At 47.0% G+C, this 26,511-nt stretch carries 26 protein-coding genes; 13 read left to right on the top strand and 13 right to left on the bottom strand.

Annotated features, from left to right (window positions below):
- Positions 1-118: 118 nt before the first annotated feature.
- Entirely contained in the window at positions 119-1,309 is a 1,191-nt protein-coding gene (locus ACN0VA_RS08230) for a serine hydrolase (RefSeq protein WP_417820679.1), read from the top strand.
- A gap of 68 nt (positions 1,310-1,377) precedes the next feature.
- Here ACN0VA_RS08230 and pgmG read toward each other — a convergent pair whose 3' ends face one another.
- The 7 genes from pgmG to ACN0VA_RS08195 form a co-directional block, all read right to left on the bottom strand.
- The gene (pgmG, locus tag ACN0VA_RS08225; RefSeq protein WP_417820678.1) at positions 1,378-2,757 is read right to left on the bottom strand and encodes a phosphoglucomutase/phosphomannomutase PgmG; all 1,380 of its coding nucleotides are present in this window, start codon (positions 2,755-2,757) and stop codon (positions 1,378-1,380) included.
- A gap of 66 nt (positions 2,758-2,823) precedes the next feature.
- Complete coding sequence (locus ACN0VA_RS08220; protein WP_417820677.1) at positions 2,824-4,140, bottom strand: UDP-glucose dehydrogenase family protein; 1,317 nt, start codon at positions 4,138-4,140, stop codon at positions 2,824-2,826.
- A gap of 21 nt (positions 4,141-4,161) precedes the next feature.
- Positions 4,162-5,037, bottom strand: a complete 876-nt coding sequence (galU, locus tag ACN0VA_RS08215; RefSeq protein ID WP_417820676.1) for a UTP--glucose-1-phosphate uridylyltransferase GalU — start codon at positions 5,035-5,037, stop codon at positions 4,162-4,164.
- Positions 5,038-5,124: 87 nt separating this feature from the next.
- Positions 5,125-6,564 (bottom strand): hypothetical protein, encoded by a 1,440-nt coding sequence (locus ACN0VA_RS08210; RefSeq protein ID WP_417820675.1) that lies wholly within the window; start codon positions 6,562-6,564, stop codon positions 5,125-5,127.
- Positions 6,557-7,030, bottom strand: a complete 474-nt coding sequence (locus tag ACN0VA_RS08205) for a DnaJ domain-containing protein (protein WP_417820674.1) — start codon at positions 7,028-7,030, stop codon at positions 6,557-6,559. Before ACN0VA_RS08205 ends, ACN0VA_RS08210 begins: the two co-directional genes overlap by 8 nt.
- 7 nt (positions 7,031-7,037) lie before the next feature.
- On the bottom strand, positions 7,038-7,790 hold the full coding sequence (locus ACN0VA_RS08200; RefSeq protein ID WP_417820673.1) for a division plane positioning ATPase MipZ: 753 nt from the start codon (positions 7,788-7,790) through the stop codon (positions 7,038-7,040).
- Complete coding sequence (locus tag ACN0VA_RS08195) at positions 7,787-9,844, bottom strand: molybdopterin-dependent oxidoreductase (RefSeq protein ID WP_417820672.1); 2,058 nt, start codon at positions 9,842-9,844, stop codon at positions 7,787-7,789. The genes ACN0VA_RS08200 and ACN0VA_RS08195 overlap by 4 nt, the downstream gene beginning before the upstream one ends.
- A 104-nt stretch (positions 9,845-9,948) precedes the next feature.
- Between ACN0VA_RS08195 and ACN0VA_RS08190 the strand changes: the two genes are divergently transcribed.
- From ACN0VA_RS08190 to ACN0VA_RS08175, 4 genes are all read left to right on the top strand, one after another.
- Positions 9,949-10,359, top strand: coding sequence for a hypothetical protein (locus ACN0VA_RS08190; protein ID WP_417820671.1), 411 nt, complete (start codon positions 9,949-9,951; stop codon positions 10,357-10,359).
- A gap of 21 nt (positions 10,360-10,380) precedes the next feature.
- Entirely contained in the window at positions 10,381-11,499 is a 1,119-nt protein-coding gene (locus tag ACN0VA_RS08185) for an NAD(P)/FAD-dependent oxidoreductase (RefSeq protein ID WP_417820670.1), read from the top strand.
- A gap of 11 nt (positions 11,500-11,510) precedes the next feature.
- Positions 11,511-12,578 carry a hypothetical protein gene (locus tag ACN0VA_RS08180; protein ID WP_417820669.1) on the top strand — a complete coding sequence of 356 codons (1,068 nt, stop codon included), beginning with the start codon at positions 11,511-11,513 and terminating at the stop codon, positions 12,576-12,578.
- Between the two features lie 89 nt (positions 12,579-12,667).
- Positions 12,668-14,299: an acyl-CoA synthetase gene (locus tag ACN0VA_RS08175; RefSeq protein WP_417820668.1), complete on the top strand. Its 1,632-nt coding sequence runs from the start codon at positions 12,668-12,670 to the stop codon at positions 14,297-14,299.
- Positions 14,300-14,317: 18 nt separating this feature from the next.
- Here ACN0VA_RS08175 and ACN0VA_RS08170 read toward each other — a convergent pair whose 3' ends face one another.
- The 3 genes from ACN0VA_RS08170 to cobD all read right to left on the bottom strand — a co-directional run bounded on the left by ACN0VA_RS08170 (position 14,318) and on the right by cobD (position 15,907).
- Complete coding sequence (locus ACN0VA_RS08170; protein ID WP_417820667.1) at positions 14,318-14,560, bottom strand: hypothetical protein; 243 nt, start codon at positions 14,558-14,560, stop codon at positions 14,318-14,320.
- Positions 14,561-14,628: 68 nt separating this feature from the next.
- The gene (locus ACN0VA_RS08165) at positions 14,629-14,832 is read right to left on the bottom strand and encodes a hypothetical protein (RefSeq protein WP_188663977.1); all 204 of its coding nucleotides are present in this window, start codon (positions 14,830-14,832) and stop codon (positions 14,629-14,631) included.
- Between the two features lie 73 nt (positions 14,833-14,905).
- Positions 14,906-15,907, bottom strand: a complete 1,002-nt coding sequence (gene cobD, locus ACN0VA_RS08160; RefSeq protein ID WP_417820666.1) for a threonine-phosphate decarboxylase CobD — start codon at positions 15,905-15,907, stop codon at positions 14,906-14,908.
- A gap of 301 nt (positions 15,908-16,208) precedes the next feature.
- On the opposite strand from cobD, the gene ACN0VA_RS08155 reads away from it, so the two are divergent.
- The 3 genes from ACN0VA_RS08155 to ACN0VA_RS08145 all read left to right on the top strand — a co-directional run bounded on the left by ACN0VA_RS08155 (position 16,209) and on the right by ACN0VA_RS08145 (position 19,045).
- The gene (locus tag ACN0VA_RS08155; protein WP_417820665.1) at positions 16,209-17,258 is read left to right on the top strand and encodes a Glu/Leu/Phe/Val family dehydrogenase; all 1,050 of its coding nucleotides are present in this window, start codon (positions 16,209-16,211) and stop codon (positions 17,256-17,258) included.
- 159 nt (positions 17,259-17,417) lie between these two features.
- Complete coding sequence (locus ACN0VA_RS08150) at positions 17,418-18,458, top strand: Fe(3+) ABC transporter substrate-binding protein (protein ID WP_417820664.1); 1,041 nt, start codon at positions 17,418-17,420, stop codon at positions 18,456-18,458.
- 206 nt (positions 18,459-18,664) lie between these two features.
- On the top strand, positions 18,665-19,045 hold the full coding sequence (locus ACN0VA_RS08145; protein WP_417820663.1) for a PilZ domain-containing protein: 381 nt from the start codon (positions 18,665-18,667) through the stop codon (positions 19,043-19,045).
- On the opposite strand, the gene ACN0VA_RS08140 is transcribed toward ACN0VA_RS08145, so the two are convergent.
- Positions 18,981-19,415 carry an Lrp/AsnC family transcriptional regulator gene (locus ACN0VA_RS08140; protein WP_417820662.1) on the bottom strand — a complete coding sequence of 145 codons (435 nt, stop codon included), beginning with the start codon at positions 19,413-19,415 and terminating at the stop codon, positions 18,981-18,983. The two genes, ACN0VA_RS08145 and ACN0VA_RS08140, sit on opposite strands and share 65 nt — an antisense overlap.
- Positions 19,416-19,509: 94 nt before the next feature.
- On the opposite strand from ACN0VA_RS08140, the gene ACN0VA_RS08135 reads away from it, so the two are divergent.
- The 3 genes from ACN0VA_RS08135 to ACN0VA_RS08125 all read left to right on the top strand — a co-directional run bounded on the left by ACN0VA_RS08135 (position 19,510) and on the right by ACN0VA_RS08125 (position 22,656).
- The gene (locus ACN0VA_RS08135; protein ID WP_417820661.1) at positions 19,510-20,472 is read left to right on the top strand and encodes a nucleoside recognition protein; all 963 of its coding nucleotides are present in this window, start codon (positions 19,510-19,512) and stop codon (positions 20,470-20,472) included.
- A gap of 63 nt (positions 20,473-20,535) precedes the next feature.
- Positions 20,536-21,468: a response regulator gene (locus ACN0VA_RS08130; RefSeq protein ID WP_417820660.1), complete on the top strand. Its 933-nt coding sequence runs from the start codon at positions 20,536-20,538 to the stop codon at positions 21,466-21,468.
- 60 nt (positions 21,469-21,528) lie between these two features.
- A complete protein-coding gene (locus ACN0VA_RS08125; RefSeq protein WP_417820659.1) occupies positions 21,529-22,656 on the top strand; it encodes a THUMP domain-containing class I SAM-dependent RNA methyltransferase in 1,128 nt (375 codons plus the stop codon).
- A 4-nt stretch (positions 22,657-22,660) separates the two neighbouring features.
- On the opposite strand, the gene ACN0VA_RS08120 is transcribed toward ACN0VA_RS08125, so the two are convergent.
- Complete coding sequence (locus tag ACN0VA_RS08120) at positions 22,661-23,080, bottom strand: DUF1489 family protein (protein ID WP_417820658.1); 420 nt, start codon at positions 23,078-23,080, stop codon at positions 22,661-22,663.
- Positions 23,081-23,233: 153 nt separating this feature from the next.
- Here ACN0VA_RS08120 and ACN0VA_RS08115 point away from each other — a divergent pair, with 153 nt between their 5' ends.
- A complete protein-coding gene (locus tag ACN0VA_RS08115) occupies positions 23,234-24,007 on the top strand; it encodes a substrate-binding periplasmic protein (protein ID WP_417820657.1) in 774 nt (257 codons plus the stop codon).
- A gap of 179 nt (positions 24,008-24,186) precedes the next feature.
- A complete protein-coding gene (locus tag ACN0VA_RS08110; RefSeq protein ID WP_417820656.1) occupies positions 24,187-25,833 on the top strand; it encodes a SulP family inorganic anion transporter in 1,647 nt (548 codons plus the stop codon).
- Here the strand turns inward: ACN0VA_RS08110 and ACN0VA_RS08105 are convergent.
- A complete protein-coding gene (locus ACN0VA_RS08105; protein ID WP_417820655.1) occupies positions 25,817-26,494 on the bottom strand; it encodes a DUF445 domain-containing protein in 678 nt (225 codons plus the stop codon). The two genes, ACN0VA_RS08110 and ACN0VA_RS08105, sit on opposite strands and share 17 nt — an antisense overlap.
- Between the last annotated feature and the right edge of the window lie 17 nt (positions 26,495-26,511).

The following is a 26,511-nucleotide window of genomic DNA, read 5'->3' as shown; positions in this document are numbered from 1 at the left end:
CTTTAAGAATCCTTCATGTTGTTTAACTCTTTCTTATCAAACTGCAGGCATACTGACCATGAAGCATTTCACATGATGGAATTTATTGGGCACACTGAACGGGACAGGTTGCGAAAAAATGAACGCTAGAGCACACTATCGAACATTTCAAACAACAAAACACACAGCAGTAAAATGGGGGTTGATTGCATTTTTTGCCTGCTTGCCCTTCCTAATCGTACCTGCTCAGGCAAAATATGCCACCTTTGTGATGGATGCCGAGACAGGTAAAGTTCTGCAGAACACCAACGCTGACACGCGCAATTACCCTGCCTCCCTGACGAAAATGATGACCCTTTTCATGTTGTTTGAAGCCCTTGAAAGCAAAAAGGTCACGCTGGATACAAAAATGCGTGTTTCACGCCGCGCCACATGGCAACCCCCTTCTCGGTTGGGTTTGAAACGCGGCAGCCACATCCGGGTGGAAGATGCAATTTATGCACTTGTCACCAAATCTGCCAATGATGTCGCCACCGTCGTTGCCGAACATTTGGGCGGCACGGAATGGGAATTTGCCAAAGAAATGACCAAGAAGGCCAAAGAGATCGGCATGACGCGTACAACATTTCGCAATGCCTCCGGCCTGCCTCATCGTCGCCAACTCAGTACAGCGCGCGATATGGCAAAACTGGGCAATACGTTATGGAAACGTTTCCCGCAATATTACAGCTATTTCAAAACAGAACGTTGGACCTACAAGGGACGTACCTACGGCAACCACAATAAGCTGATGAAAAAATACGACGGTATGGACGGCATTAAAACCGGCTATATCCGTGCCTCCGGCTTTAATCTCGTGTCCTCGGTCAACCGAGAGGGGCACCGCCTGATCGGTGTTGTCTTTGGCGGCAAAACAGCCACACAACGCAACAACATCATGGCGCGTATTCTCGATCAATCATTCACAAAAGTTGATCCTCAGATGATGGCCGCCTACCAGAAAAAAACGAAAGCCAAAGAACAACAACGTGTTCAGGAAGTCGCCTCCAAGCGCCGCTCTACAGGCTGGGGCGTTCAAGTTGGGGCTTATGGTACGTATTCCAAGGCAGAACGTCAGGCCATCGCAGCCGTAAAACGCGCCCCGAGCTATTTAAGCGGCGCAAAGACCCTTGTCGTGCCATTGAAAAACGGGCGGAAATCAGTTTATCGCGCCCGTGTTGTCGGCGTGGAAAAACGCGAAGCCTACCGCGCCTGTCGTGCCTTGAAAAAAATGCGTCAACCCTGCATGGTCTTTCGCGCAAAATCGACACAAGTCGCCTTGAATAAATAAAACGATCTAAAACAAAAAAACGCCCTCATTTTTGAGGGCGTTTTTTTCTGTGTATTTTAGAGGAGGCTCTAAAAATCCGGTGCTGCAATTTGGCTGGCTTCCAGTTGTTCCACCAAGTTTGCTTTCAAACGGTTCAATCCAGCCTCATCCTTTGCTTCACAACGTGCCACAAGAACCGGTTGCGTGTTAGAGGCCCGTAATAGCCACCAGCCATCCTCAGTGACAACACGCACCCCATCCACATCAATCACCTTAAGGGTCGCATCCCCGGCCAAGCGTGCCTTGACTTCTTCTGCAACAGCAAATTTGCGATCTTCAGGGCAGTCAAAACGTAATTCCGGTGTATTGATCATTTTCGGCATGCCATCCAGCATGCTATCCAGCGTTTCATCCGTTTGCGTCAAAATCGAGATCAACCGGATTGCCGCATAAAGTGCATCATCAAAACCGTAATAGCCATCCTTAAAGAAAATATGGCCGCTCATCTCACCGGCAAACGGGGACTCAAGCTCTTTCATCTTAGATTTAATCAGGGAATGCCCGGTTTTCCACATCATCGGCTGACCGCCCATACGTGCAATTTCATCAAACAAAACCTGAGATGCTTTGACATCTGCGATAATGGTCGAACCGGGTTGACGCGACAAAATCTCCTTTGCCCAAATGACCATAAGCTGATCCCCCCAAAGCACGCGGCCTTGACTATCAACCACCCCAATGCGATCCCCATCCCCATCAAAAGCAATACCAAGGTCACAAGCTTGATCGGCAACACACTTTTTTAAATCCACAAGGTTTTTTTCAACGGTTGGATCGGGGTGATGGTTCGGGAATGTCCCGTCAATATCTTCAAACAATAAAGAATGCTGACCGGGGAGTTTGTCACAGATCATGCGCATGGCTTCACCTGCCACACCATTCCCCGCATCCCATGCAATTTTCAAATCTCGCCCGGGTTTAAAATCGGACAGAATGCGTTCTACATACCCATTCAGCAGAGGGCGCTGTGCACTCTCCCCTTCCCCGTTCTCAAAATCCTGAGCTTCAATCAGACGCCCAAGGTCTTGGATATCGGCACCGAAGAAGGACAAGCCGGACAGCATTAGTTTCATACCGTTATAATCCGGCGGATTATGCGAGCCTGTAATCATCAGCCCCGCATCACTGTTCAACGCATAGGTCGCATAATAAAGCATCGGCGTAGGACCACGGCCTACTTCGAAAACCTGAAGCCCACAGGCTGTCAAACCTCTGACGGCTGCGGCTGCCAGTGCAGGTGAACTCAGTCGCCCATCATATCCGACAGCAACGGATTTGCCGCCAGCACGCACAACGCGTGTCCCAAAGGCGCGCCCCAATTGTTCAACAGCTTCTTCGGTAAAAGTATCACCCACAATGCCGCGAATATCGTACTCGCGCAAAATATTGGGATTGATGGAGACCGTCATATCTATTTCCCCTTTATAACCTACGTACAAAAACCCCCGCTGAAAGCGGGGATTTTATGGATAAATTTAAACTTCCAGTTTGGGTCGGCCAATACAGCTATACTCAAATCCGGCTTCTTTCATTTCCTGACGATTATAGATATTGCGCAAATCAACCATCACCGGAGCTTTCAACAGCTCTTTGACCCGTTTTAAATCCAACAGACGGAATTCATTCCATTCCGTAATAATGACAAGTGCGTCTGCGCCTTCCATCGTGTCATAAGAATTTTCTTTCCATTCCACATTGGGTAGTAATTCCTTGGCTTCCGTCATGGCTTCGGGATCAAAGGCAACAATATCCGCGCCGGCAGACTGCAATGCCGGGATGATATCAAGACTTGGTGAATCGCGCATATCGTCCGTATTGGGTTTAAAGGCAACGCCAAGAACAGCAACGCGTTTCCCGTCAACAGACCCGCCGCAGGCTTCAATCACCTTCTGCGCCATTTTCTTTTTACGCTCGGCATTTACTTCGACAACCGTCTCGATAATCTTTAAAGGGCTGTCAAACTGTTGGGCAGTACGCACCAAAGCCAATGTATCTTTTGGGAAACAGGACCCGCCATAACCGGGACCGGCATGCAGGAATTTTTTACCAATCCGTCCATCCAGACCAATCCCTTTGGAAACCGCCTGAACGTCTGCGCCAACCTTTTCACACAAATCTGCAATTTCATTGATGAAGGTAATTTTTGCCGCCAAAAACGTATTCGCTGCATATTTGATCAATTCCGACGTGCGGCGTTGTGTAAACAGGATCGGTGTTTCAATCAGGTGCAACGGACGATAGAGTTGGCGCATCACTTCTTGCGCACGCTCACTTTCCGTACCGATCACCACCCGGTCCGGGCGCATAAAGTCTTCGATCGCGGAACCTTCACGCAGAAACTCCGGATTTGAGACCACATCAAATTCGGCATCAGGGCGTGTTTCACGGATAATTTTTTCAACTTCATCTCCGGTACCTACCGGAACCGTGGATTTATTGACAATAACCGTATAGCCATCCATCGCTTCTGCAATTTCTTTGGCAGCCGCATAAACATAAGACAAATCCGCATGACCATCACCACGGCGTGTCGGTGTCCCAACAGCGATAAAAACCGCATCGGCTGCCTTCACGGCCTCTGTCAGGTCCGTTGTAAATTCCAAACGTCCGCCACTGACATTATTTTCCACCAACTTATCAAGCCCCGGCTCAAAAATCGGCATAATATTTTCATGCAGCTTGGCAATCTTTGTTTCGTCTTTATCGACGCAGGTGACGTTGGTCCCAAATTCCGAAAAACATGCACCGGAAACAAGGCCAACATACCCGGTACCAATCATTGCAATACGCATTGGATTTCCTAATACTTAAATCTATTGTGTGAGTTCGCTCAAAATGTGCTGCACACCATCGCGCAGATCATCACGAGCTAAGGCAAAGGCTAGGTTGGCTTCGATAAAACCCAACTTCGAGCCACAATCATAACGTCGACCTTCAAAACGCAACCCTCTAAATTCAACATCAGGGATTGTCTTGGCCATCGCATCGGTTAATTGAATTTCATTCCCGGCGCCCGTTTCCTGTTTATCCAACTGTGCGAACACTTCCGGCTGCAGGATATAACGACCAATAATGGATAGGTTTGACGGTGCATCTTGTGGATCAGGCTTTTCAACAAGGCCATTTGCCTGTGCAATACGACCATCATCTTCTACCACATTCAGCACACCGTATTTATAAGTTTCTTCGCGTGGTACTTCTTCGATCGCAACCACGTTTCCACCAGTTTGATTGTAAACATCAATCATCTGGGCAAGGCAGCATTTATTCTGCGCCAAGACCAAATCATCAGCCAACAAAACTGCAAAAGGTTCATCACCGATCAGTTCTTTGGCGCACCAAACGGCATGACCAAGGCCTTTCGGCTTCATTTGCCGTGTGTAAAACACTTTACCGGGTTCGGGCAAAATGTCCAAAACCGCTTTGTGGATGTCTGTTTTACCCTTTTCGACCAATGTATCTTCTAGTTCGTAAGAATGGTCAAAATGATCTTCCAGCGCCGTTTTTCCGCGCCCTGTTACAAAGATGAACTGTTCAATACCGGCAGCAATTGCTTCTTCAACCGCATATTGAATAAGAGGTTTATCCACAACAGGCAGCATCTCCTTTGGCAAGGCTTTGGTCGCAGGTAAGAAACGTGTCCCCAACCCGCCAACCGGGAAGATAGCTTTCCTGACTGGTTTTGTCATATTCATCCCCTAGATTACATCAATTCTGGACACGGCTTTGTGCCACAGCATGCTGTGTAACGCAAGCAAACGCGCACTCAAATTACACTATTTTTTTGTTTCACCGCTGCGATAATCCCGCCATACCTTTCTCGCTTTTGCACAATTACGGAATTTGATCGTTTGACTGGCGGAAATCGCATCCATCTTCAAGGCAATGGCCGCTTTTACCTGTGCATAAACAGACTCGCAATAAACCTTGGTAACAGCATCCGGGCCGTTGGCCTCCCATGCCGTTACACTTTCTTGTTTTTTGGCGGTTTGTCCGGTGAAGGCTTCTTCCATTTTTTTCAGGTTTCCCTGCAACGCCTGCAAAATGGCATCTTCGCGTTTTTTGCTATTCACCTGCCCTTTCATACCTTCAATACGCACATGCTGTTGGGCAAGTTCACCGACTCTAACCAATTCCAGAATGAGTTCTTCAACCGTTTGAAAGGCTATTTCGTGTGTCACAACCATCATGCGTTTTTCTGGGTGACTGCGTCGATAATCATACGTCGCAAACAACTTGCTATCGGGAAAACGTCTATCGTGGTAGCGTGATGGCGGCATATAATGGATCTCATCCAGAAAATTTACCTTATCACGCAAGATGACAGGAAGCTCACGTGCTCGCTTGATCGCTTCACTCATTTGCGAAAGAAACTCTTTCGTTTTGACATCCCCATAAAGCGACCCATAAATCTTTATTTTCCCGTACCGAGTGGCTATCTGATCCTGAAATTCAGCGTCATCCAGTTTTGCAAACAAATGACGCTGTGCGACCAGTACAAGACTGTACGCCAATTGTCGCGGTGATTGATCATGTAAGAAACCGGCAGAAACCTGCACCCATTCATTTTCCTCACCCCATTGAATGAAACGATCACTTCCTTCACCCGATGGTAAAATTTCCAAGGCAGGTATAAGCTGCACCAATGGTGCAAAATAAGGGGCAACGGCTTCTACTTCACTGAACGCTTCGCCCAAACGAGTTGCAAAAGCAGCAAAAATATCTTCATCTAATTTTTCGTGGCGGATAATGGGAAAACGTCCGACAACCTGAAAATCATCCCCTTTTTGTTGTTCACCTGCCCCCAAACCACAATCGGCTTTTGATGGCCGCCAATCTTTCGCCCACGCCAATCCTGTATTCGCAACCTGATGCCTTGCAGAATCAACCGCGCGCTTAACGATATCCTGTGCGGCCGCATCTCCACCCCATGTCGCCAATTGTGACCACATAATCGCCTTTTCCAGCGCCATATCACCGCGGGCTTCTTCTAGAAAATATTCAGCGACATGCCGCTGCGCCGGGGCAACCGCCGCATGGGCCAGCTTCAGAAAGGTCTTGTGTGCGCTTTCTACATCCCCATATTTTTTCCGATGAAGCGCTGCTTTATAAGTCGCAACAACGCTTTGCATATCGCAAAATTCAACCGCCAACGCGCGATTAGGGGAAAACGCAAGAAGTCCCCCAAGCAGCATATACCAAAAACATTTAATCATTCAGCAAGATATCCTTTGCCTGATTGATTTGAGACGCCAAATAATCCGATCCTCCTTTATCTGGATGTACTTGTGCAATCAAGCGATGGTAAGCAGCTTTTATTTCCTCAGGCCTCGCGCCTTCTTCCAAACCCAAAATGGCCAATGCTTCCTGTCGTGTCATCCCGTCACGTGGTGGCGTTGTTTTTTGTTCTTTTTGTCCTTGGCCATACCATGATCGGGCCGTTTTTCCGATATTAAACAAACTATGGAAACGGCGAAACCAGACATATAAAGCCGGAAGCCCCGCCAGCGCCCAGCCCAACCGACCACTGACAAGCAAAAATACGATAAGTAACAGAAGTAAAAGACCGATCCCCCATTTCAATACCCGGATCACGTCTTTTGGGTTTGCTTCAATAAACCAACGCCCCAAAAGGTACAGGCACAATAAAAGGGCAAATCCAAGTACGAGATAGGCGATCATAATCCTCTCATCCTTTTAAACAAGGCAAGTTCATCGCCTCGACCAAGTTTCGGACTTCTTGACGGGCGGCGACATGTGACATGGAAAGTTCGTCCCCTTTCATATCCATCATCGTTAGGCCTTTTAGAAAAAGTTCGCGATAAATCACCCGTTCACCGAAACCACTGACGACACGACAACCAATCCGTTTTGACAAAGCATCCAGCAATCCTTCCATATCGCGTTTATTACGTGCGTCCAAATGGCTGAGGCGGTTGCGAAGAACAATCCAATCAACCACGGCACCCGGATTTTTATGCATTTTCAGTTGCCGTTGCTTCCAGACGGTTTCCGCATAATGGCTGGGTCGTTCGATTTTCAAGCTTTCCCCGTTCACACGCGCCAAGACATCGAGATCAATAAAGCTGTCATTTAAGGGGGTTACCAACGTATCGGCAAAACTATGGGCCAGACGCCCCAATGGACTGTCATGTCCTGGGGTATCAATTACGATTACATCTTCTGCTTCGCTCAATCGTTGAAACGCATCCTCAAAATGACCGTTGTCTTCCACAATTCGCACATGGTCCGGTGCCTTTAACAAACGTTGTGCCTTGGTCCGATTTTCCACATATCGCGATAATGTGCCCTGACGTAAATCCAGATCAAGGGACCCGACCTGAAGTCCATGATCCAAAAGGGCGGCAATCACATGCATGGCGACAGTGGATTTCCCACTGCCGCCTTTTTCATTCCCGAAAACGATGACATGCGCGGTCATGCGTTTGGCACCTCCAACCAAACAGAGGTATCGTGAAAAACTGCACCATTGTTGGGATATCCCGGTTGTGATGACACCAACGTATTAATTCCCTTACCTTCGATAAAGCTTTCGTTCGGCCAGATCCCTTCCACAACAAGCGTGTCTTCATGTTGGCCTTTTACCGCAACGGCATTCAACAGAACATTGCCGCGTTCATTCCCGATCCGCACAAGTTCCCCTTCTGCAATACCAAGGCGGCGCATGACACGTTCATTCACCTTAACCTCAGGACAGCGTTCTTTAATGCGTGACGTTTTGGTTTCACTAAAGGTACTGTTCAAAAAGTTTTGCGACGGCGGTGTGATCAAACGATAAGGGCGTTCCTCTGATTTTTCATCAATCACATTCCAATGATCCGGCAATTCCGGCATTTCAGCCCCCAACGGTCCCAGCGCAGGCCAATCCGGTTTAAAACGGAACTTACCATCAGGATGTGCAAAACCGTTCAAGAAATGAGCCTTTTCAAATGAAGGGGTTAAATCATGTCCGGTTTTTTCGATAATGTCATCCATCGGCGGATAACCTGAGGCCTGTAACGTTTCTTCCACGATTTCTCGGTCACTCAGATCAAAGCTTTGATGTGTTGCGCCCAAGCGTTTTGCAAGGGTACTTACGACTTCATGGTTGGATTTACATTCCCCGGCCGGTTCCAAAACAGCCTTGGCAACCTGCAATGTGCAATGACCGCTGGCGGTATATAGATCATCATGTTCCAAAAACATCGTAGCCGGTAAAACAATGTCGGCCATTTTTGCCGTTTCGGTCATAAACTGTTCATGCACGCAGGTAAACAAATCATCCCGCATAAATCCAGCGCGCACCGCCTCAGTATCCGGGGCAACGGCAACCGGATTGGTATTTTGGATAAATAAGGCCTTAACTGCGGATCCACCTTTCAAAGCCTCAGGGCTGCCATTCAGAATTTCCCCAATACGTGATTGGTCCAGAATACGGGCACCGCGTTTGCCCCCGTCTTTGGCTTCAATCAGGTTTAAGTTCAGTTTTGCCAATCCGCTTTGCCCATATAAGGCGCCGCCGCCTTCATACTGCCATGCCCCCGTGACGGCAGGCAAACAGGAGACCGCATGCATATTATGCGCCCCATTGCGCGAACGGGTCATGCCATGACCAACACGTAGGAAGCTTTTTTTTGTACTTCCATAAAGACGGGCAAAACTTTCAATCGTATGAACTGGTAATCCGGTAATTTCAGCGGCCCATTGCGGTGTCTTATCCTTTAAATGTTCTTCCAGTTCTTGCGGTACGTCAGTATATTTTGCCAAGTATTCCCGATCAGCATATCCTTCTTTAAACAGCAAATGCATCACGGCACAGGCAAGCGCCCCATCGGTACCGGGGCGCAAAGCAATATGCATATGGGCTTTATCAGCTGTTTTATTTTTATAAGGATCAACAACAATCAGTTTTGCCCCATTGCGCACCCCGGCAAGGGCGTGGGTCATTAAATGGATTTGACTGGAAACCGCATTCAGCCCCCAAATCACAATCAGTTCTGATTTTTTCATTTCCTGTACATCTGGGCCATATTGCGCCCCGACACCGGATAGCCAGCCCGGACCGCTTAAGGCCACACAATAGGTCCCCTGCATGGCACTGAACCCCAATGTATGGGATAACCGATTGATGCCATTGCGCATCAAATATCCCATTGTGCCTGCATAGTAAAACGGCCAAATGGCTTCTGCACCGTCTTCCTTCTGGATCCGGGTTAAATTGGAACAGATTTCATCATAGGCTTGATCCCATGAAATGCGTTCAAATTGTCCGCTTCCCTTGGCCCCTGTTCGTTTTAAGGGGTAAAGCAAGCGATCAGGGTGATGAATACGTTCTTGATATCTGGAAACTTTTCCACACAGAAGGCCGCCCGTAAACGGGTTTTCAGAACTGCCTTTTACCTTTCCGATCCGTTGTGCGCCCAATTTTTCCACTTCCAGCGGGCAAACGCTGGGACAATCGTGAGGACAGACGGATTTCACTATTTCAGAGCACATAGCACCAATCTCATTTATTTTCGTTGCCCTAATGTAGTTCGATCTCTTGTCTTTTTGCAAGGAACACAGTAGCGTGGGCGCAATCTTATATTTGGACGAATAAAATGAAAAACGCACTGATTATTGTCGCCGGTTTTTTGGCACTCTTTATTTCCGTTTCTGTTTTTATCCTCTATGAAAGCGGAGATGTCAGTCAGGAAGAAGGCTTTCTCTACAGTGCAATCGGCTGCACAAGCCTTTATAAAAAGCTGGAAGAACCTGAAAAGGTCAATCATCTGTTAAACCTGATTCACAATTTCAGTGAAAAACAAGGTATCACGGAAATTCAGCCGGGCTATATCTCACGCTTTATCAAACTGGTTGAAAAAAAGTGGGAAAAAGAAAACGAAGTAGCCAACAAAAATTGCAGCGGCATCTACAATATGGCCCTCAATGAAAAACAACCCGCTCAGTATAATCCGGTGACCGAAAGCGTTATTGCATACCTGCACGAACTGGAAAGCAAAAAGCACTAATATTATTTGAGGTCTCTTGCAATGAGCGAACATGTAAATGCTATTGTCATTGGGGCGGGTGTTGTCGGACTGGCCGTTGCCCGTGAATTGGCCCAATGTGGTAAAGAAGTCATTATCCTTGAAGCCAATCAAGCCATTGGTATGGGCACCAGTTCGCGCAACAGTGAAGTGATCCATGCCGGGATTTATTATCCCAAAGACAGCTTAAAAGCCCGTTTATGTGTTGAAGGTAAACATCTGATCTATGACTTCTGCGATAGTCATGGTGTCCCTTACAAACGGCTTGGAAAATTGATTGTGGCAACGTCTGACGCACAAGTCGACGCCCTTCATGCCATTCGTGAAAAAGCTGCTCATAACGGCGTAGACGATCTTGTCTGGCTTGATCAGGATAGCGTTCTCAAAAAAGAACCAAACCTGAATGCGAAAGCGGCTTTGCTGTCACCATCAACGGGCATTTTGGACACCCATGCCTTTATGCTGGCCTTACAGGGCGATGCGGAAGATCATGGGGCCATGCTCGCCCTGAACAGTCCCGTTCTGCGTGGTGAGGTCACACAAAACGGCATGACACTTGAAGTCGGGGGCGATATGCCCATGACAATCAGTGCTGATATTGTCGTTAACTCTGCCGGGCTCAATGCCATTTCATTGGCACGTGAAATCAATGGTATCGATGAAAAGCTGATCCCCAACGATTATTACTGCAAAGGGAATTATTTTTCACTGGGATGTAAGGCCCCCTTTAACCATCTGATTTATCCGGTCCCTGAAAATGCGGGTCTGGGCGTTCATTTGACATTGGATATGGGGGGACAAGCCCGTTTTGGCCCCGATGTTCAATGGTTGGATAACGGTGATAACATTGACTATAATGTCGATCCAACACGCGGTGAAAAATTCTATGATGCGATCCGGCGCTATTGGCCCGATTTAAAAGACGGCGACTTGCATGCCGATTATTCAGGCGTGCGCCCCAAAATACAACGCCCTGATGAAGAAGCGCGTGATTTCCTTATTCAAGGGCCACAAGATCATGGTATTTTAGGTTTTATAAACTTATTCGGCATAGAATCACCGGGATTGACCTCAAGTCTCGCCATCGCACAAGAGGTCCGCAAGCAGTTGAAATTAAATTGAACGTGAACCCTATGAAACGAACATTGACAAGTTTTTGCTTTTCCTTAGCTGTCGGGTTGTCGCTTCTGGCAACACCAGCACACGCCCAGCTCCGTTCCCAAGGGAAAGTACTGACCGATCAACCAACGCAAGAACCTGATTTATTTCTTGCTGATCCCTTGGTCGATTATGCAGAAGAAATGCGCAAATTCGTTCAGGGTATCGCCAAATATGGGCGCCAATTCAAACGCGACTTCCTTGTTATTGTAAACGATGGAACAGGGCTTTTGACGCAAATCGTCGATATTGACCAGCAAATCAGCGCTCCGAGTTCCGTTTTTATGAAATCTCTGGACGGTATTATCCAACCTTCCCTGTCCTATGGTAAAGAAGGTTTCGGTGTACCAACCGATAAAAAAGAACAGGAAGAAATGCTCGCGGACCTCAAAGTTGCCCGTGATGCCGGTCTTCGAATTTTCACGCTTGATTATGCCTCCAAACCCGTGGATATCGACAAAGCCTTACGTTTTTCCATGAAACATAACTTTGTGCCTTATGTTGCACCGGGTATGGGGTTTAACAATAACAAGCTACCGAATTGGCCAAAACGCCCTTTGCATGAAAACTCCCATACCATCAGTAATGCCGGTCTGGTGAAAAACTATCTTCTTGTAAACGATTCCTCCCGCATCGGCAGTGCAGAGGAATACGCCATGAAAATTCATAACACCAATTACGACATGGTGGTCACTAACGTTTTCCATCATCGCGCACAGGTCTTTGGTCCCCATAACGTACGCACGATGCAGTATAAAAAACTCGGGGCGCGTCGCCCTGTCCTTGCCCAGATGGATATTGGAACAGCTTACGCCGGGGCCTATTACTGGAAACCGGACTGGAAAATGGGTAACCCGCCCTGGCTACTGGACCTTGCCCCCAACAGTTCGGATCGTTATCTGGTGAAATACTGGCACCCTAGCTGGCAACAAATCATCTATGGTAACAACATGTCCTTTATGTATGGCATTATAAAAGAAGGCTATGATGGCGTTGTCCTAAATGGTGTCAATGTCTATGATCTGTTTGCCAACCCTGAATAATTTATACAAATAGCCCCTCCCCTACGCAGTTATGGGGATTGCCAAACTGTTTACTCCCCCTACAATCATAAAAAATATGGGAGAGTGGAATGCTGGAAAAGAAATCAAACTACAACGACGTTTGCACCGCTTTTAAGTGGGATATACCGTCTCATTTCAATATGGGCGTCGCCGTTTGTGACCGCCATGCCGAACGTGATTCTGCCGCCACTGCCTTGATCGTGGATCAAGGCGAGGAAGGCGTGACACGATATAGCTTTGGTGATATTCGCTCTTTTTCCAACCGGATTGCCAACCTGTTTCAAGACAAAGGCATGCAAGCCGGTGATCGTGTCGCTATTTTGCTGACCCAATCTATCGAAACAGCTTCAACACACGTTGCCGCATGGAAAAGCGGTTTGATCTCCATCCCTCTCTTCACCCTGTTTCGAGAGGAAGCCTTGGAATTCCGCCTTGCCAACAGCAAAACACGCGCCCTTGTCACAGATCGTGAAAATTATAAAAAAATTGCCCCCTTGCGTGACAAACTCCCGGCGCTTGAGTTCATCTTTATTGTCGATGGATCAGTGGAAGGTTGTGAAGATTTTCAACATCAAACCCAACAGTGCAGCGATCAATTCACCGCGCTTAACACACGTGCAGAAGACCCGGCACTCATCATCTATACATCAGGGACGACCGGCAATCCAAAAGGTGCCCTTCATGCCCATCGTACCCTGTTGGGCCACGTCCCCGGCGTTGGTATGCCGCAAGAATTCCCCCCTCAATCCGGTGATTTATTCTGGACACCTGCTGACTGGGCCTGGATCGGTGGCTTGATGAATATCCTTATGGGGGCATGGTATTTGGGCATCCCCGTCCTTGCCCATCGTGCAAAGAAATTTGATCCGGTCGATGCCTTAAAATTGATGGAGAAACATAAAGTCCGTAATATCTTTATGCCGCCAACAGCGCTTAAACTTATGCGTCAGGTTGATAACATCGCGGAAAATTTTGATTTGCATTTACGCACCGTGACTGTTGCTGGCGAACCGATGGGCGAAGAACTTCTGGCATGGGGACGACGGGCGTTTGGTCTGACATTAAACGAATATTACGGACAAACCGAATGCAACCTTGTCGTTGCCAATTGCTCTGTCCTTATGCAAACAAAACCCGGCTCAATGGGTCGCCCGGTCCCAGGACATGATGTGCGCATTATTGATGCCGACGGGAACGAGGTTGAACGCGGTCAGATCGGTGATATCGCTGTGCGCGCAGGCGATCCGGTTATGATGCTTCACTATTGGGATAACCCGCAAGCCAACGAGAAAAAATACCGTAACGGTTGGCTGATTATGGGGGATCTCGGTTATATGGATGAAGATGGCTATATCTTCTTTGTCGGACGAGACGATGATTTGATTACATCGGCAGGCTATCGGATCGGCCCCTCTGAAATTGAAGACTGCCTGACAAAACACCAAAGTGTCGCCTTGGCGGCTGTTATCGGTGTCCCCGACCCAATTCGCACCGAAGCTGTCAAAGCCTTCATCGTCCTGAAAGACGGTTTTCAAGCCACAGATACACTGGAAGAAGAATTAAGGGTATTTGTGAAAGACAAACTGTCTCCGCACGAATACCCTCGCCATATTGAATTTTGCGACCAGCTTCCCCTGACAGCAACAGGGAAAATTCGTCGTAAAGATTTACGAGACGCAGAAATCGCCAAGCAACGCTAACTTGTTGCTTGGTGCATCTTAATATCTGCGTGTACCGATTTCACACGACTCAATCACAAAGCCCTGTTCGGGTGGATAACGGTCGTTGATCATTGTCAGTGCTTCGGCTTTGTCCTGAGCCACGACGTTCTGATAGTGAACATCGGCCCATTCATCGCCATAATCCAGATGCGTATTGTTTTCTTTTACGCATGCACGGACTTCTCTGTTGTAAATACCAACTTCAAACGTTTTTTGATTTCCGGTCGCAACGGCAAACATGATGCTGCCTCCCTATTCATGTTCATAACTAGAATAATGGTAGGACCAGTTTGTTAACATTTACTTTATCAGGCAGGACTAATTCCTTTTATGATAAAGCCACGGTCTTTGGGATATTTCGTCAAAATCTTACGACGTGCATCGGCTTCATCGCGTGCGCTGATCTCAATATAATGAACATCCGCCCATTCATCACTATAACTGGCCCGTTCGCCATTTTCGACCGCACGTTTCACCAGCTCGTTATAAATTGCGACTTCGTAGAGCGCCATAATTACCTTCCTCAAGATTTGTTCTTCTACTGAAGCTATACTATTTTTTTCGCATTTCTTACTGTGACAAACATCACAAGTTAATAACTTCCATGAGGTCGTTCAACCTTTGCCACTCTTTTTCTTCACCGGGAAGACCGACGCGCAAATACTGTGGGCGTTCAGGAAAGGGGCGCACGAGAACACCATTTTTGGCCAAAACCTCATAAACCCCTGTTGCATTTTCGTGAAAACAATATCGAAAAAGGGATGTTCCCCCAACAACCTGCAAACCACCTTTGCTTAAAATATCATCTAAACGAAATGCACAACGGGCCAGAGTCTCGCGTGTATGTTTAATCCAGTGAATATCGCGAAAAGCATGTCTGGCAATTTCCATCGCCGGGCCATTCACCGCCCAAGGGCCAATTCCTTCTTTCAGGCGTTCTGCCAACCCACCACTGGCCAGCACAAAACCCAACCGAATACCCGCCAGACCAAAAAACTTACCGAACGAACGCAAAACAACCAACCCCGGTTGTCCAACATGACCAGATAAATCCAGTGTTGGTGTGCAGTCGCTAAAGGCTGCATCGACAATCAACAAACCACCTTTTTGATGCAATTCATCCGCCATCTTTACCAATGTGTCAGGGGCATGTACATCCCCTGTTGGATTGTTAGGGTTTACCACAATCACGATTTCCCCGTCGCTCATGGCTTCGAATACATCTTCAACTTCACGAACATCATGTCCTGCCAAGCGCCAACAGAATTCGTGTTCCTTATAAGTTGGTCCAACAATACGAACGGCTTTGGGCTTTTCAAATAAATGCGGGAAAATTTGCAATAAGGTCTGCGTACCGGAAACAGGGATAACGTCCGAGGGGGCATCCACCCCGTAATATTGCGCCGCCGCGACCTTTAAATCATCCAACACTTCCTGATCGGGTAAACGCGTCCACAAACCTTTTTCAATATCGGGAATCGGATAGGGCGCGGGGTTAATTCCGGTCGATAAATCCAGCCAGCCCTGTGACGGCACCCCAAAAGCCTGTGCTGCACCTGCTAAATTGCCCCCATGAAAGACTGCCACGCGCCTACTCCTTGGTAATTTTATTATTTAGAAAACCATTTCGACGCAATGGTTAGCACGCTGTCGCCTTGCACTCAAGCACGTCGATTCGAGAAAAAGTAATAAAGTTTCAAACGCAATTTTTCAACGTAAGAAAGCTACCTTGTTTTAACATAAAGCAGAAAGATTCGAAACGATTGCTGCATTGCCAAAAATTACCTATAAAAACAATGATTTAAGCTATATTTACTCTTGAATTCACATCAGGATTACACACATAAAAGGAAACGAGATGAAAAGAATTTTTTAACAGGAGAAGATCATGTCTGTCTTTACGGCCCCCGATTTCGATGGGCACGAAAATGTTGTGTTTGGTTGCGATGAATTAACCGGTTTGAAATGCATTATTGCAATCCACAACACCAATCTGGGTCCTGCACTTGGCGGTTCCCGATTCTGGAATTATGAAAACGAACAAGCCGCCCTGACAGACGTGTTACGTCTTTCCAAAGGGATGACTTACAAAGCCGCCGTTGCCGGTCTGGAACTGGGCGGCGGTAAATCCGTAATTATTGGCGATGCCAAAAAAATCAAAACGCCGGATTTGATGCGTGCGTTCGGTCGCGTCATTGAAAGCCTGAACGGTAAATACATCACCGCCGAAGATGTCGGCACCACCGTACAGGACATGGACTATATTCGCGAAAGCACAGCCCATGTCCGTGGTAAATCCAGCGGCAGCGGCAATCCCTCCCCCTTGACTGCGCTGGGGACTTTTTTAGGTGTCAAAGCCGCCGTGCAACATACACACGAGACCGATGACCTGAAAGACATGCGCGTCGCCGTTCAAGGCGTTGGCAATGTCGGATACTATCTGTGTAAATACCTGCACGAAGCGGGCGCAAAACTGGTCGCTTGCGATATCAATCAAGATAGCCTCAACCGTGTCGTTGCAGAATTTGGGGCAGAGGTTGTCGCACTGGATGATATCTACGGGCAAGACGTGGATGTTTATGCCCCTTGTGCCTTGGGGTCGACGCTTAATGACACCACCATCCCCCAGCTAAAAACCAAAATTGTTGCAGGGGCAGCCAACAATCAATTGGCCGAAGCCCGTCATGGCGAAATTCTGATGGAAAAAGGGATTCTCTACGCCCCTGATTACGTCATCAACGCAGGCGGTCTCATCAACGTGGCCCACGAAACCGACGATTATGATTTGGAAGTCGTAAAAGCAAAGACACACAAGATCTACGACACGCTTTTAAAAATCTTCCAACGATCAGATGCGCGCAACCTGCCTACCTCCGTCATTGCCGACCATATGGCTGAAGAAATATTTAAAGGTCATGTCAGCGCCGCCGCAGAATAGAACTAAGCTTTAAAACAATAAGATAGATAAAACTTAAGCAGCTCTTAATCATATTGAGGGCTGCTTTTTTACTTGCAAGTCGTTCTCACTTGCGATATCAACCATTCAGAAATGAAAATCATTCGCATATTCAACCTTCTGACCTTAATGGGACTGAACATGAAGAAAATATCACTGAGCAAAACCGCACTTTCACTTGTGGCTGGTATCGTTGGTTTGACCTCTTTCAATATGAACGCAAATGCGGCGGAAGAAGTAAATATCTACTCTTACCGCAAAGAGGTTCTCATCCGTCCTTTGCTGGATCGCTTTACAGAAAACACAGGGATTAAAGTCAATCTGGTGAATGGGAAAGCAGACGTTCTTCTGGAGCGCTTGAAAAGCGAAGGCATGAACAGCCCTGCCGATATCCTGATCACTGCCGATGTTGGCCGTTTGATCCGTGCGGAAGATGCAGGTGTTCTTCAATCCGTTGAATCTGACACCTTGTCCAAATTGATCCCGGCACAATATCGTGACCCGAAAGGTCAATGGTTTGGCCTCTCTTTGCGCTCACGTGTTATCTTCACCGCAAAAGACCGTGTCAAGCCGGGCGAAATCACCACATACGAAGATTTGGCCGACCCGAAATGGGCCAGTCGCATTTGCATTCGTTCCTCCGGTAACATCTATAACCAATCCTTGCTCGGTTCATTAATCGAACATAACGGTAAAGAAAAAGCCGCAGCATGGACCAAAGCTGTTGTCGATAATCTGGCCCGTAAACCTCAGGGCGGGGATCGTGACCAAATCAAAGCTGTTGCCGCTGGTGAATGCGATGTTGCTGTTGGAAACACGTATTATTTTGGCCGCATGCAAGCCGGCAAAGATGCCGCCCAAAAAGCTGCAGCAGACAAAGTAGAGCTTGTCTGGCCGAACCAAGATGGACGGGGCGCTCATGTTAACATCTCCGGCGCCGGTGTGACAAAATCTGCAAAAAACAAAGAAAATGCGGTTAAACTGATCGAGTTCCTCGCATCTGACGAAGCACAGGCTATCTATGCCAAAGATGTCTTCGAATATCCGTTACGTGATGGAATCGAGCTTTCACCAACCGTTGCTGCTTGGGGCAAATTTAAGGCCGACGATATTGAACTGGCAAAATTTGCAACTCATCAGAAAGAAGCCGTTAAAATGTTTGATCAGGCTGGTTGGCGTTAAGCGCAAGCTGTCTCCTAATACCTATGTATCAGCACCCTCCTAACCCCGTGTTTCGAGGGTGTTTTTTTATCTCGATTCCAATTTATCCAGCAACTCACCACAATCCCTGCGTTTATTAACAAAACATAAGAAAACAATAAATGACTTTGAATTAATACAATTTTATGCCAGACTACTTCAAAAGGATAAGAAGGGGCGGAATAGAAATGGTAACTGAGAATAGAAAAAACAGAAGACAACGTATTGATTTTCTCGCATCTGTACGCATTCAGGACCGTGAATATGAAATTCTGGTCAAAGACATTTCCATCAAAGGCATGAAGCTACAAACCCGGTATAAGGGACTATATTTGCCAATTGGTCAAAAAGTGACCATTCACATCCCCTTTATCGCGGATGTCGACGCCATTGTAAGCTGGCATGATGAAGAAACACATGGTTTGATTTTCAACAACTGCCCACCAGTTATGCGCCAGTTTGTTGAAAGCATCCTCCCCGTTGGGGATCATATTGAGAAGACGTTCAAGACTGAATCACATTCATTACAAACGACGTCCGAAAACGAATTACATTTTTATCGTGATTGAATAGTCGTTCACAAACCTGACGATATTCATCCATATCCATAAGCTTCAGGATCAGCAGGCAATCGCTTTCCCCTGTAATACCATAAGCTTGCGTCACAGAAATTTCCTGTCTTAATCTTTCGTGTAAAACGGCCTGTGCCTGTGCACCGTGTCGATCCAAATCGACCTCAACCACCGCAATCAGATTGCGCCCCAAGACTTTATCATCAATTATCGCCACCGTTTTCTTAATCACGCCTGTGCGTTTAAGCCTCTGAACCCGGCGCAAACAACTGCTGGGCGACAGGTTCACCTGTTCCGCCAATGCTGCATTTGTCACATCTGCATTCTTTTGCAAAATCGTGACAATATTTCGATCAATCTTATCCATGCAACATTATTGCATAAATTTGCAATATTTGACCACATATTGATTCAATTTTATTCTAAGGTCAGAGCCTTCTTATTGATCTAAGGATAAAATTATGAAAGCACTGTTCAACTGGGTCAAAAAACCATTTTGTGACAGCCTCACCCTTTATTGGGAGCTGCTAAAAGTCATGGTGCCGATTATGATACTGGTCCGTATCGCCGTTGAATTCGGCCTGATTGAGTATGTGAGCATCGTTTTCACCCCATTTATGGACCTTGTTGGCTTGCCACCGGAAGCGGGCATCGTCTGGACAACAGCCATGCTCGTCAATATTTATGCCGGTATGGTCGCCCTTGTCGCCCTGTTGCCCGAAGCCCCCATGAGCGTTGCCCAAATTACGGTCTTGGGAACCATGATCCTGATTGCACACAGCCTGCCGATCGAACAACGTATTGTCCAAAAATCTGGACCCAGCCTAATTGCCACCACAGCACTACGCATTGTCGGCGCCATGACACTGGGGGCCATTTTAAACATCGTCTATACATCCTTTGACATGTTACAGGAAAATGGTGTGATTTCATGGTTGCCAAGCACCCAAGCTGATGCCAGTTGGCAACAATGGGCCGTAGACAGTGTTATCTCCCTCTTCTCCATCTTCTGGATCATCTTTGCCCTTGTCCTCTTATTAAAAATACTGGACCTATTGAAAGTAACGGATCTGATTTCCAAGGCGCTTTCCCCTCTTCTCGGATTAATGGGGATCAGTTCCAATGCTATTCCTGTAACGATGATTGGTGTTATGTTGGGCCTTGGATATGGGGGGGCGTTAATCCTGCGCGAAGCCAAGGAAGGCAAAATGTCTTCACAAGATATCTTCCTTTCCCTCAGCTTCATGTGCCTGTTTCACAGCGCGTTGGAAGATACTATACTCATCCTTGCCCTTGGGGCGGACCTGAGCGGTATTCTCTTTGCCCGCCTGTTATTTGCCTTCCTCGTTTTGCTCGTTTTGAGCAAGTTAATCAAAAGCCTTCCCCAACCTGTATTTGAGAGATTTTTATTTTCAAAAAGCTAGGGTATGCATCCGTTCAGTGTTATGTTCCTCGAAGTGGGCGCATATAAAAACAAAGGATCGGGTGTGAAAAAGTACGAGTTTCAGGATATCGATATTCTGATTGCGGACCAGAACCAACTGGTCCGCAGTGGATTAAAAGGTATTTTGAATCAATCCGGTTTTCGCAAAATACATAATGCGGGCGACCTTGATCAAATGATCGAACACATTGTGGTCAAATGCCCGGATTTACTGCTCTGTGATATCAGCCTGCCCGGCGGTGATGTCTGTGAATCCGTACGGGAATTGCGTCACAATCAGTGCGGGAACAACCCCTTTTGCTCCATCATTCTGTTTATTGACGAAGCCAATGAAAGCACCGTGCGGGCAGCCTCGCAAGCAGGACTGGACGATCTGCAAATCAAACCCGTTGTTGCCCAAAAAGTTCTGGATCGCATTCATTATCTGGTTGCCAAACGCAAACCCTTTGTTGTGACCACAGATTACATCGGCCCGGACAGACGTTCTAGCAAACGCCCCGGCACACAAGACATTCCAACAATGGATGTGCCCAACAGTATTGCTTTAAAAGCAGAAGGCAAGTTTGATCCCCGCAAATTCCAAAAGGATGTGGAAAGCTCATTTTGGAATATCAATGCACAAAAAATAGAACGACATGCCTTCCAAATCGGCTATCTGGTCAATCATATTGTCCCAGCCTATCAGGCCGGGCAATTCAACAAAGAAAGCCTCGGTATGGCGCAACGCCTTGTTGTTGTTTCAGAAGATATTGCCAAAAGACTGGAAGAAAGTGATTTCGACCATCTGTCTCACTTGGTCGCCACCTTACAAAAAGTTGCCAAATCGTTGTGGGAAAGCGGCACCCTTCCCAAGCGCAAGGATCTGGAACTTTTACCCGAGCTTTCCGCCGCAATCTCAGCAACATTTCATGCGACAAACAACAGTACCGATTTTGCCAGCCAAATCGTCTCCTCTGTGCAAAAGAACTACAAATAAACATGGCCATCGGACTATAAATCTATCGACGCTTGCCCCTTTACAGGATAAGTATGCGCCATGAACACACAAACAGACCTCGAAATATTCCTCGTCACGGTTCCGGGCCTTGAACCCGCCCTGAAATCAGAAGCCGTGGAAAAAGGATTTAAAAAACCGGTAAGTGCCAAAGGCGGCGTCACTGTCAAAGGAAGCTGGCTTGACGTTTGGCGCGCCAATCTGGATTTGCGCGGGGCGAGCAAGATTTTAGTACGCCTCGGTACATTTCGCGCCATGCATTTGGCACAACTGGACAAACGCGCCCGGCGCTTTCCTTGGCAAGATACCTTGCGCAAAGATATCCCGGTCCGCATCGAGGTGACCTGCAAAAAATCAAAAATTTACCATCAAGGCGCGGCGAAACAACGCATTGAAACCGCAATCACAGAAGAACTCGGCGCCCCGATTTCAGACGATGCTGATTTGTGTATCAAAGTCCGCATCATCGAAGATTTATGTACAATCAGCCTTGATACCTCTGGCACCGGTTTGCATAAACGTGGGCACAAAGAAGCCGTCAATAAAGCTCCCATGCGCGAAACTTTAGCGGCCCTTTTATTGCGCCAATGTCAATTCACCGCCGAAGAACCCGTCCTCGACCCCATGTGCGGGTCCGGTACATTTGTGATAGAGGCAGGTGAAATTGCCGCCAACCTCGCACCGGGGCGCAGCCGCAGTTTTGCCTTTGAACAGTTTGCAAGTTTTGATGAAACACGTTGGGAAAAGTTAAAAGAAGCACGCGCACAAACATCCCAGAAACCCAAATCTGATATTCGTTTTTACGGGTTCGATCGGGATGGCGGTGCGATAAAAATCAGTCGCGCCAATGCACAACGTTCAGGTATTGACGCATTATGTCATTTTGAAAAACAGGCCATCAGCCATTTAACCGCACCGGATGGACCAACCGGGCTTGTTATTGTCAATCCACCTTACGGTGGGCGCATTGGGGAAACAAAAAAACTGTTTCCGCTTTATAGTGCCTTGGGAAAAACCTTGGCAGACAAATTTAAAGGCTGGCGTGTCGCGATCATTACCAATAACGATGCCTTGGCGAAGGCAACGGACCTACCGTTTAAAAAGAGTAAAACATCCTTTTCACATGGCGGCATTCGGGTGACCCTTTTTCAAACCGACCCTTTGGCATAATCCGCTAAAGCAAGCCAAGTTCGCGTAATTCAGACTGCATATCTTCGGGTAACTGATCACCTTCAGAACTGCGTTCATCAATATCGCGTGGGATATCTTTGTCTTCAAAGTAACGCCACCCCTGAAAAGGCTTTTGTGCCTTTAATTGAGTTCTAATCAAGCCGGGTTTTAAAAAGATGAGGCAATACTTTCGCCCTTCGTCATCCATCCTTTCTTCAAAACCAATAATTTCTTGGCGCACACGAAACTGTCCTTTAATCACCCAATATAATGATCCCCCGTCCATGAGTTCCTCTTTGCGTTTGGGAGTATTGCGCGTATCGGTAAAAACCATTCCGTAATCTCGCAATTTACGTGCCTGAATACTTTCCAGTTCTTCTATATCTTCCACACGGGCGGCAAGTTTTCGCATATGAATAGTCATTGTTCATTGTCTCTTGTCTGAAGGTTGCCCTTTGTCGCATGTCTGACCCAAAAGGTCCAGACCGAGAACCCGCCACTCACCCCAGGATAGATAAAATAAGTTTGAACAAAACCTGTCACTATATTAAAGTTATTCCAACATGGGAGAGCGCTAGTGAATTTACGCCTATTTTTATCAATCCTGTCGCTGTGCTTTATTTCCATAATTTTCCCGGAAAACACATTGGCAAAAGAGCCGCTAAAAGTCGTTTTTGGTATTTCCCGACCTCCCTTTATCGACAATGATCCTCCCCGTGGTATTTCGTGGGAATTAGCCAATGCCGTATTCAAAAAAATGCAGGTTGAGATCATTCCCTCGTTTTATCCAAACAAACGCATGGAACGTGCTTTAATACAAGGTGATGTTGACATTGCGGTTGAGGTTCAACCCACCCATCCAGCCCTTTATTATTCCAATCCTTTTATTTCCTATCGCAACTTTGTCGTTACACGAAAAAGAGAAGATATAACATTTCGCAATTGGCAGGACTTAACGGGATATCGCGTCAATGCATGGCAAGGCGCCTTGTTTCATTTAGGGACTGGTTTTCGCAAAGTTATGAGGGGTTTTAAGCTCTATAAGGAATTTCCCCTGCAAAAAGCTCAAGTGCAACGTTGGCTTCTAGGATCCTTTGACGCCATCATTATTGATGAAACTCTGCTCGCATGGTGGATACAAACAATTCTCCCTTCCTTAAATGAGGCAGAACGTAATCAATTGGACCTTAATTTTACCTATGCCCCTGTCCCTCAAAACAATGAGCTTTGGTGGTACGTGGGTTTTCGCGATCCCAAACTGCGCGATACATTCAACATTCACTTGCAATCTATCCAGCAGAACGGTGATTACGCCCGCATAAGGGAACAGTACAAGCTCCCGACTCATTGATCAGAATGCTTATCTTCAAGAACCATAAGCACATGACAAAATAGTTGCCTAGTCAATTATTCCTATGGCATGCTGAGAGACAGTGAAAATAATAAAATTTCAGACGTCACGTCCACCTGAAGTGGAACTCATCCCCCCGCCTTTTCAGGTTGGCCCGACAAAGCATTACAGGGCAATCTATGAATATTTTTTCAAATATTAAAGGCGATTTTTATGGTGGTATAACCGCTGCTGTTGTTGCGCTGCCTCTGGCTCTTGCTTTTGGCGTGGCCTCCGGTGCCGGACCGCTTGCCGGATTATGGGGGGCCATCCTCGTTGGTTTTTTTGCCTCTGTGTTTGGTGGAACGCCGTCTCAAGTCTCCGGTCCTACAGGCCCCATGACTGTTGTGATGGCCGCCGTGATTATGCAATATGCAAACGATCCGGTTATGGCCTTTAGCGTTGTCATCATGGGTGGGATTTTGCAAATTTTGTTTGGCATATTCCGGTTGGGAAGCCTTATCTCGCTTGTGCCTTATACGGTTATTTCCGGTTTTATGTCCGGTATCGGGTGTATCATTATTATTTTGCAAACCGCCCCTTTGTTGGGGCACGATATTCCCAAGGGCGGTACCGTCGGCGCCTTAAGCGCCTTGTCCGACATGCTTTCGCATATAAACAACGATGCTTTAATCGTCGGTTTATTATCTTTGGCCTTAATGGTTATTTGGCCAAAACGGCTTAGTCACTTTTTACCCGCCCCTTTGCTATCCCTTATTGTTGGCACCCTATGTGTTTTAACAGTCCTGCCCAATGCGCCCATCATTGGGGATATCCCCACCGGATTTCCTGAAATCCACATCCCGACAATATCATATGGCGACTTAAGCGATATGTTGGGGTCCGCCCTCATTCTTGCCTTGCTCGGATCCATCGACAGCTTGCTAACATCACTTATTGCCGATAGCCTGACAAAAAAGCCGCATAATTCCAATCGTGAATTAATCGGTCAAGGTATCGGCAATGCAATCGCCGGACTGTTCGGTGCCATTCCCGGTGCCGGGGCAACCATGCGAACGGTCATCAATATCCGAGCCGGCGGCATGACCCCATTATCCGGGATTGTCCACGCCCTTATCCTGTTTGCGATGGTTATGGGACTTGGCCCACTGGCGGAAAAAATACCACATGCCGTTCTTGCCGGAATTTTGATGAAAGTTGGTTGGGATATTATCGACTGGAATTACCTGCAATTGATTAGGACAGCACCACGCAAGGGGGTTGTCCATATGTTGCTGGTCTTGTTCCTGACCGTTTTTGTCGATCTGATTATTGCTGTCGGTGCCGGGTTGGTTTTGGCCAGCTTAACATTCGTCAAACATATGGCTGACCTTCAAGCCAAAGGGGTGCAACGGTTTCAGGGGGGGAATAATGACGAAGACCAGTCTATGATCCGCCTGAGTACGGAAGAAAAAACAGCCTTGCAAAACCTATCGCATTTCTTGGTGTTTTATCACTTTGACGGCCCGCTGAGCTTCGCTGCAGCCAAAACCGCTTTTGCCAAACTCAATGGTGATCATAAATCGAAAATCATACTCTTTGATTTTTCCAGCACGACTTATATCGATACAACCGCCGCCCTGACTTTAAAAGAAGCCATACAGACTCTCTCTCAAGACGACAGCGAAGTCGCCATTTGCGGATTATTGCCCGATATTGCAATCTCGCTTAACGGATTAAACGTACTTAAATCAGTAAAGAGTCAGAATATTTTTCAAGACAGAAAGACCGCCTTACTGGAATTCGCCCAAAGAGATTTAAATACAGAAGCTAAATCAAACCAATAACAAGACCGATAAGGCCACCGAATACGCCGCCCCAAACAACCAGCCACCCCAGGTGTTTACGGATCATATCCTGTACAATGTCTTTCACATTTTGCGGTGTCAGTTCGTTTAAACGGTTGTCGATAATAACTTCGACCTTTGCCACCAACGCCGCTGTTACATCTTGTGTGCTGGTCCCTTTGGTTGAATTTTCAGCAAGTTCGCCGACAATATTTTGAAGCTTCTGGGTTACAGGTTCACGCAAAGGTTCCAAGGCTTTGCGCCCCCCCACCATTGATAACATCCCACCCAGTGATGAACCTTCGATTGCCTCTGTCAAACCATTAAACACCCGGTCAAAGTCGATCTTTTCGACAATAGACGACCCCATAGACTCGCTGTTTTGCAGGAAAAACCGTTCAATATGTTCGTGGGAGAAAAATTCTTCAACAATAAGTTTTTTGATCCCGGCTTTGAAATCTTCAAACCGACTGGGGATCACACCTGAACCATACAAAAACGGGATTTTTTCAAACAGCATATGAACGGCAAGCCAGTTCGTAATCCCACCGGATAGCGCAAAAAGACCGACCGTGAAAAACAGATCACCATGTACGGGTAGAAAATAGCCGATCACACAGAATAACAATGCAACCAGATTGGTCATTGCGGATTTGTTCATGTACGCCCCATATGCTG

It is taken from the genome of Terasakiella sp. (assembly GCF_048267425.1).
Taxonomy (GTDB): Bacteria; Pseudomonadota; Alphaproteobacteria; order Rhodospirillales; family Terasakiellaceae; genus Terasakiella.
Note: the sequence above shows the minus strand (reverse complement) of the source record. Positions and strands in the feature narration are given on the sequence as shown.

Bases quoted from the DNA above. Each gene is read 5' to 3' on its own strand.
- ACN0VA_RS08140 (WP_417820662.1), bottom strand. From the start codon at position 19,415: ATGGATAAGATTGATCGAAATATTGTCACGATTTTGCAAAAGAATGCA.
- ACN0VA_RS08200 (WP_417820673.1), bottom strand. From the start codon at position 7,790: ATGACCGCGCATGTCATCGTTTTCGGGAATGAAAAAGGCGGCAGTGGG.
- ACN0VA_RS08145 (WP_417820663.1), top strand. From the start codon at position 18,665: ATGGTAACTGAGAATAGAAAAAACAGAAGACAACGTATTGATTTTCTC.
- ACN0VA_RS08195 (WP_417820672.1), bottom strand. From the start codon at position 9,844: ATGTGCTCTGAAATAGTGAAATCCGTCTGTCCTCACGATTGTCCCAGC.
- ACN0VA_RS08210 (WP_417820675.1), bottom strand. From the start codon at position 6,564: ATGATTAAATGTTTTTGGTATATGCTGCTTGGGGGACTTCTTGCGTTT.
- ACN0VA_RS08120 (WP_417820658.1), bottom strand. From the start codon at position 23,080: ATGACTATTCATATGCGAAAACTTGCCGCCCGTGTGGAAGATATAGAA.
- ACN0VA_RS08150 (WP_417820664.1), top strand. From the start codon at position 17,418: ATGAAGAAAATATCACTGAGCAAAACCGCACTTTCACTTGTGGCTGGT.
- ACN0VA_RS08190 (WP_417820671.1), top strand. From the start codon at position 9,949: ATGAAAAACGCACTGATTATTGTCGCCGGTTTTTTGGCACTCTTTATT.
- galU (WP_417820676.1), bottom strand. From the start codon at position 5,037: ATGACAAAACCAGTCAGGAAAGCTATCTTCCCGGTTGGCGGGTTGGGG.
- ACN0VA_RS08205 (WP_417820674.1), bottom strand. From the start codon at position 7,030: ATGATCGCCTATCTCGTACTTGGATTTGCCCTTTTATTGTGCCTGTAC.
- ACN0VA_RS08110 (WP_417820656.1), top strand. From the start codon at position 24,187: ATGAATATTTTTTCAAATATTAAAGGCGATTTTTATGGTGGTATAACC.
- ACN0VA_RS08105 (WP_417820655.1), bottom strand. From the start codon at position 26,494: ATGAACAAATCCGCAATGACCAATCTGGTTGCATTGTTATTCTGTGTG.
- ACN0VA_RS08220 (WP_417820677.1), bottom strand. From the start codon at position 4,140: ATGCGTATTGCAATGATTGGTACCGGGTATGTTGGCCTTGTTTCCGGT.
- ACN0VA_RS08165 (WP_188663977.1), bottom strand. From the start codon at position 14,832: ATGGCGCTCTACGAAGTCGCAATTTATAACGAGCTGGTGAAACGTGCG.
- ACN0VA_RS08125 (WP_417820659.1), top strand. From the start codon at position 21,529: ATGAACACACAAACAGACCTCGAAATATTCCTCGTCACGGTTCCGGGC.
- pgmG (WP_417820678.1), bottom strand. From the start codon at position 2,757: ATGACGGTCTCCATCAATCCCAATATTTTGCGCGAGTACGATATTCGC.
- ACN0VA_RS08180 (WP_417820669.1), top strand. From the start codon at position 11,511: ATGAAACGAACATTGACAAGTTTTTGCTTTTCCTTAGCTGTCGGGTTG.
- ACN0VA_RS08170 (WP_417820667.1), bottom strand. From the start codon at position 14,560: ATGTTTGCCGTTGCGACCGGAAATCAAAAAACGTTTGAAGTTGGTATT.
- ACN0VA_RS08230 (WP_417820679.1), top strand. From the start codon at position 119: ATGAACGCTAGAGCACACTATCGAACATTTCAAACAACAAAACACACA.
- ACN0VA_RS08175 (WP_417820668.1), top strand. From the start codon at position 12,668: ATGCTGGAAAAGAAATCAAACTACAACGACGTTTGCACCGCTTTTAAG.
- ACN0VA_RS08185 (WP_417820670.1), top strand. From the start codon at position 10,381: ATGAGCGAACATGTAAATGCTATTGTCATTGGGGCGGGTGTTGTCGGA.
- ACN0VA_RS08155 (WP_417820665.1), top strand. From the start codon at position 16,209: ATGTCTGTCTTTACGGCCCCCGATTTCGATGGGCACGAAAATGTTGTG.
- ACN0VA_RS08135 (WP_417820661.1), top strand. From the start codon at position 19,510: ATGAAAGCACTGTTCAACTGGGTCAAAAAACCATTTTGTGACAGCCTC.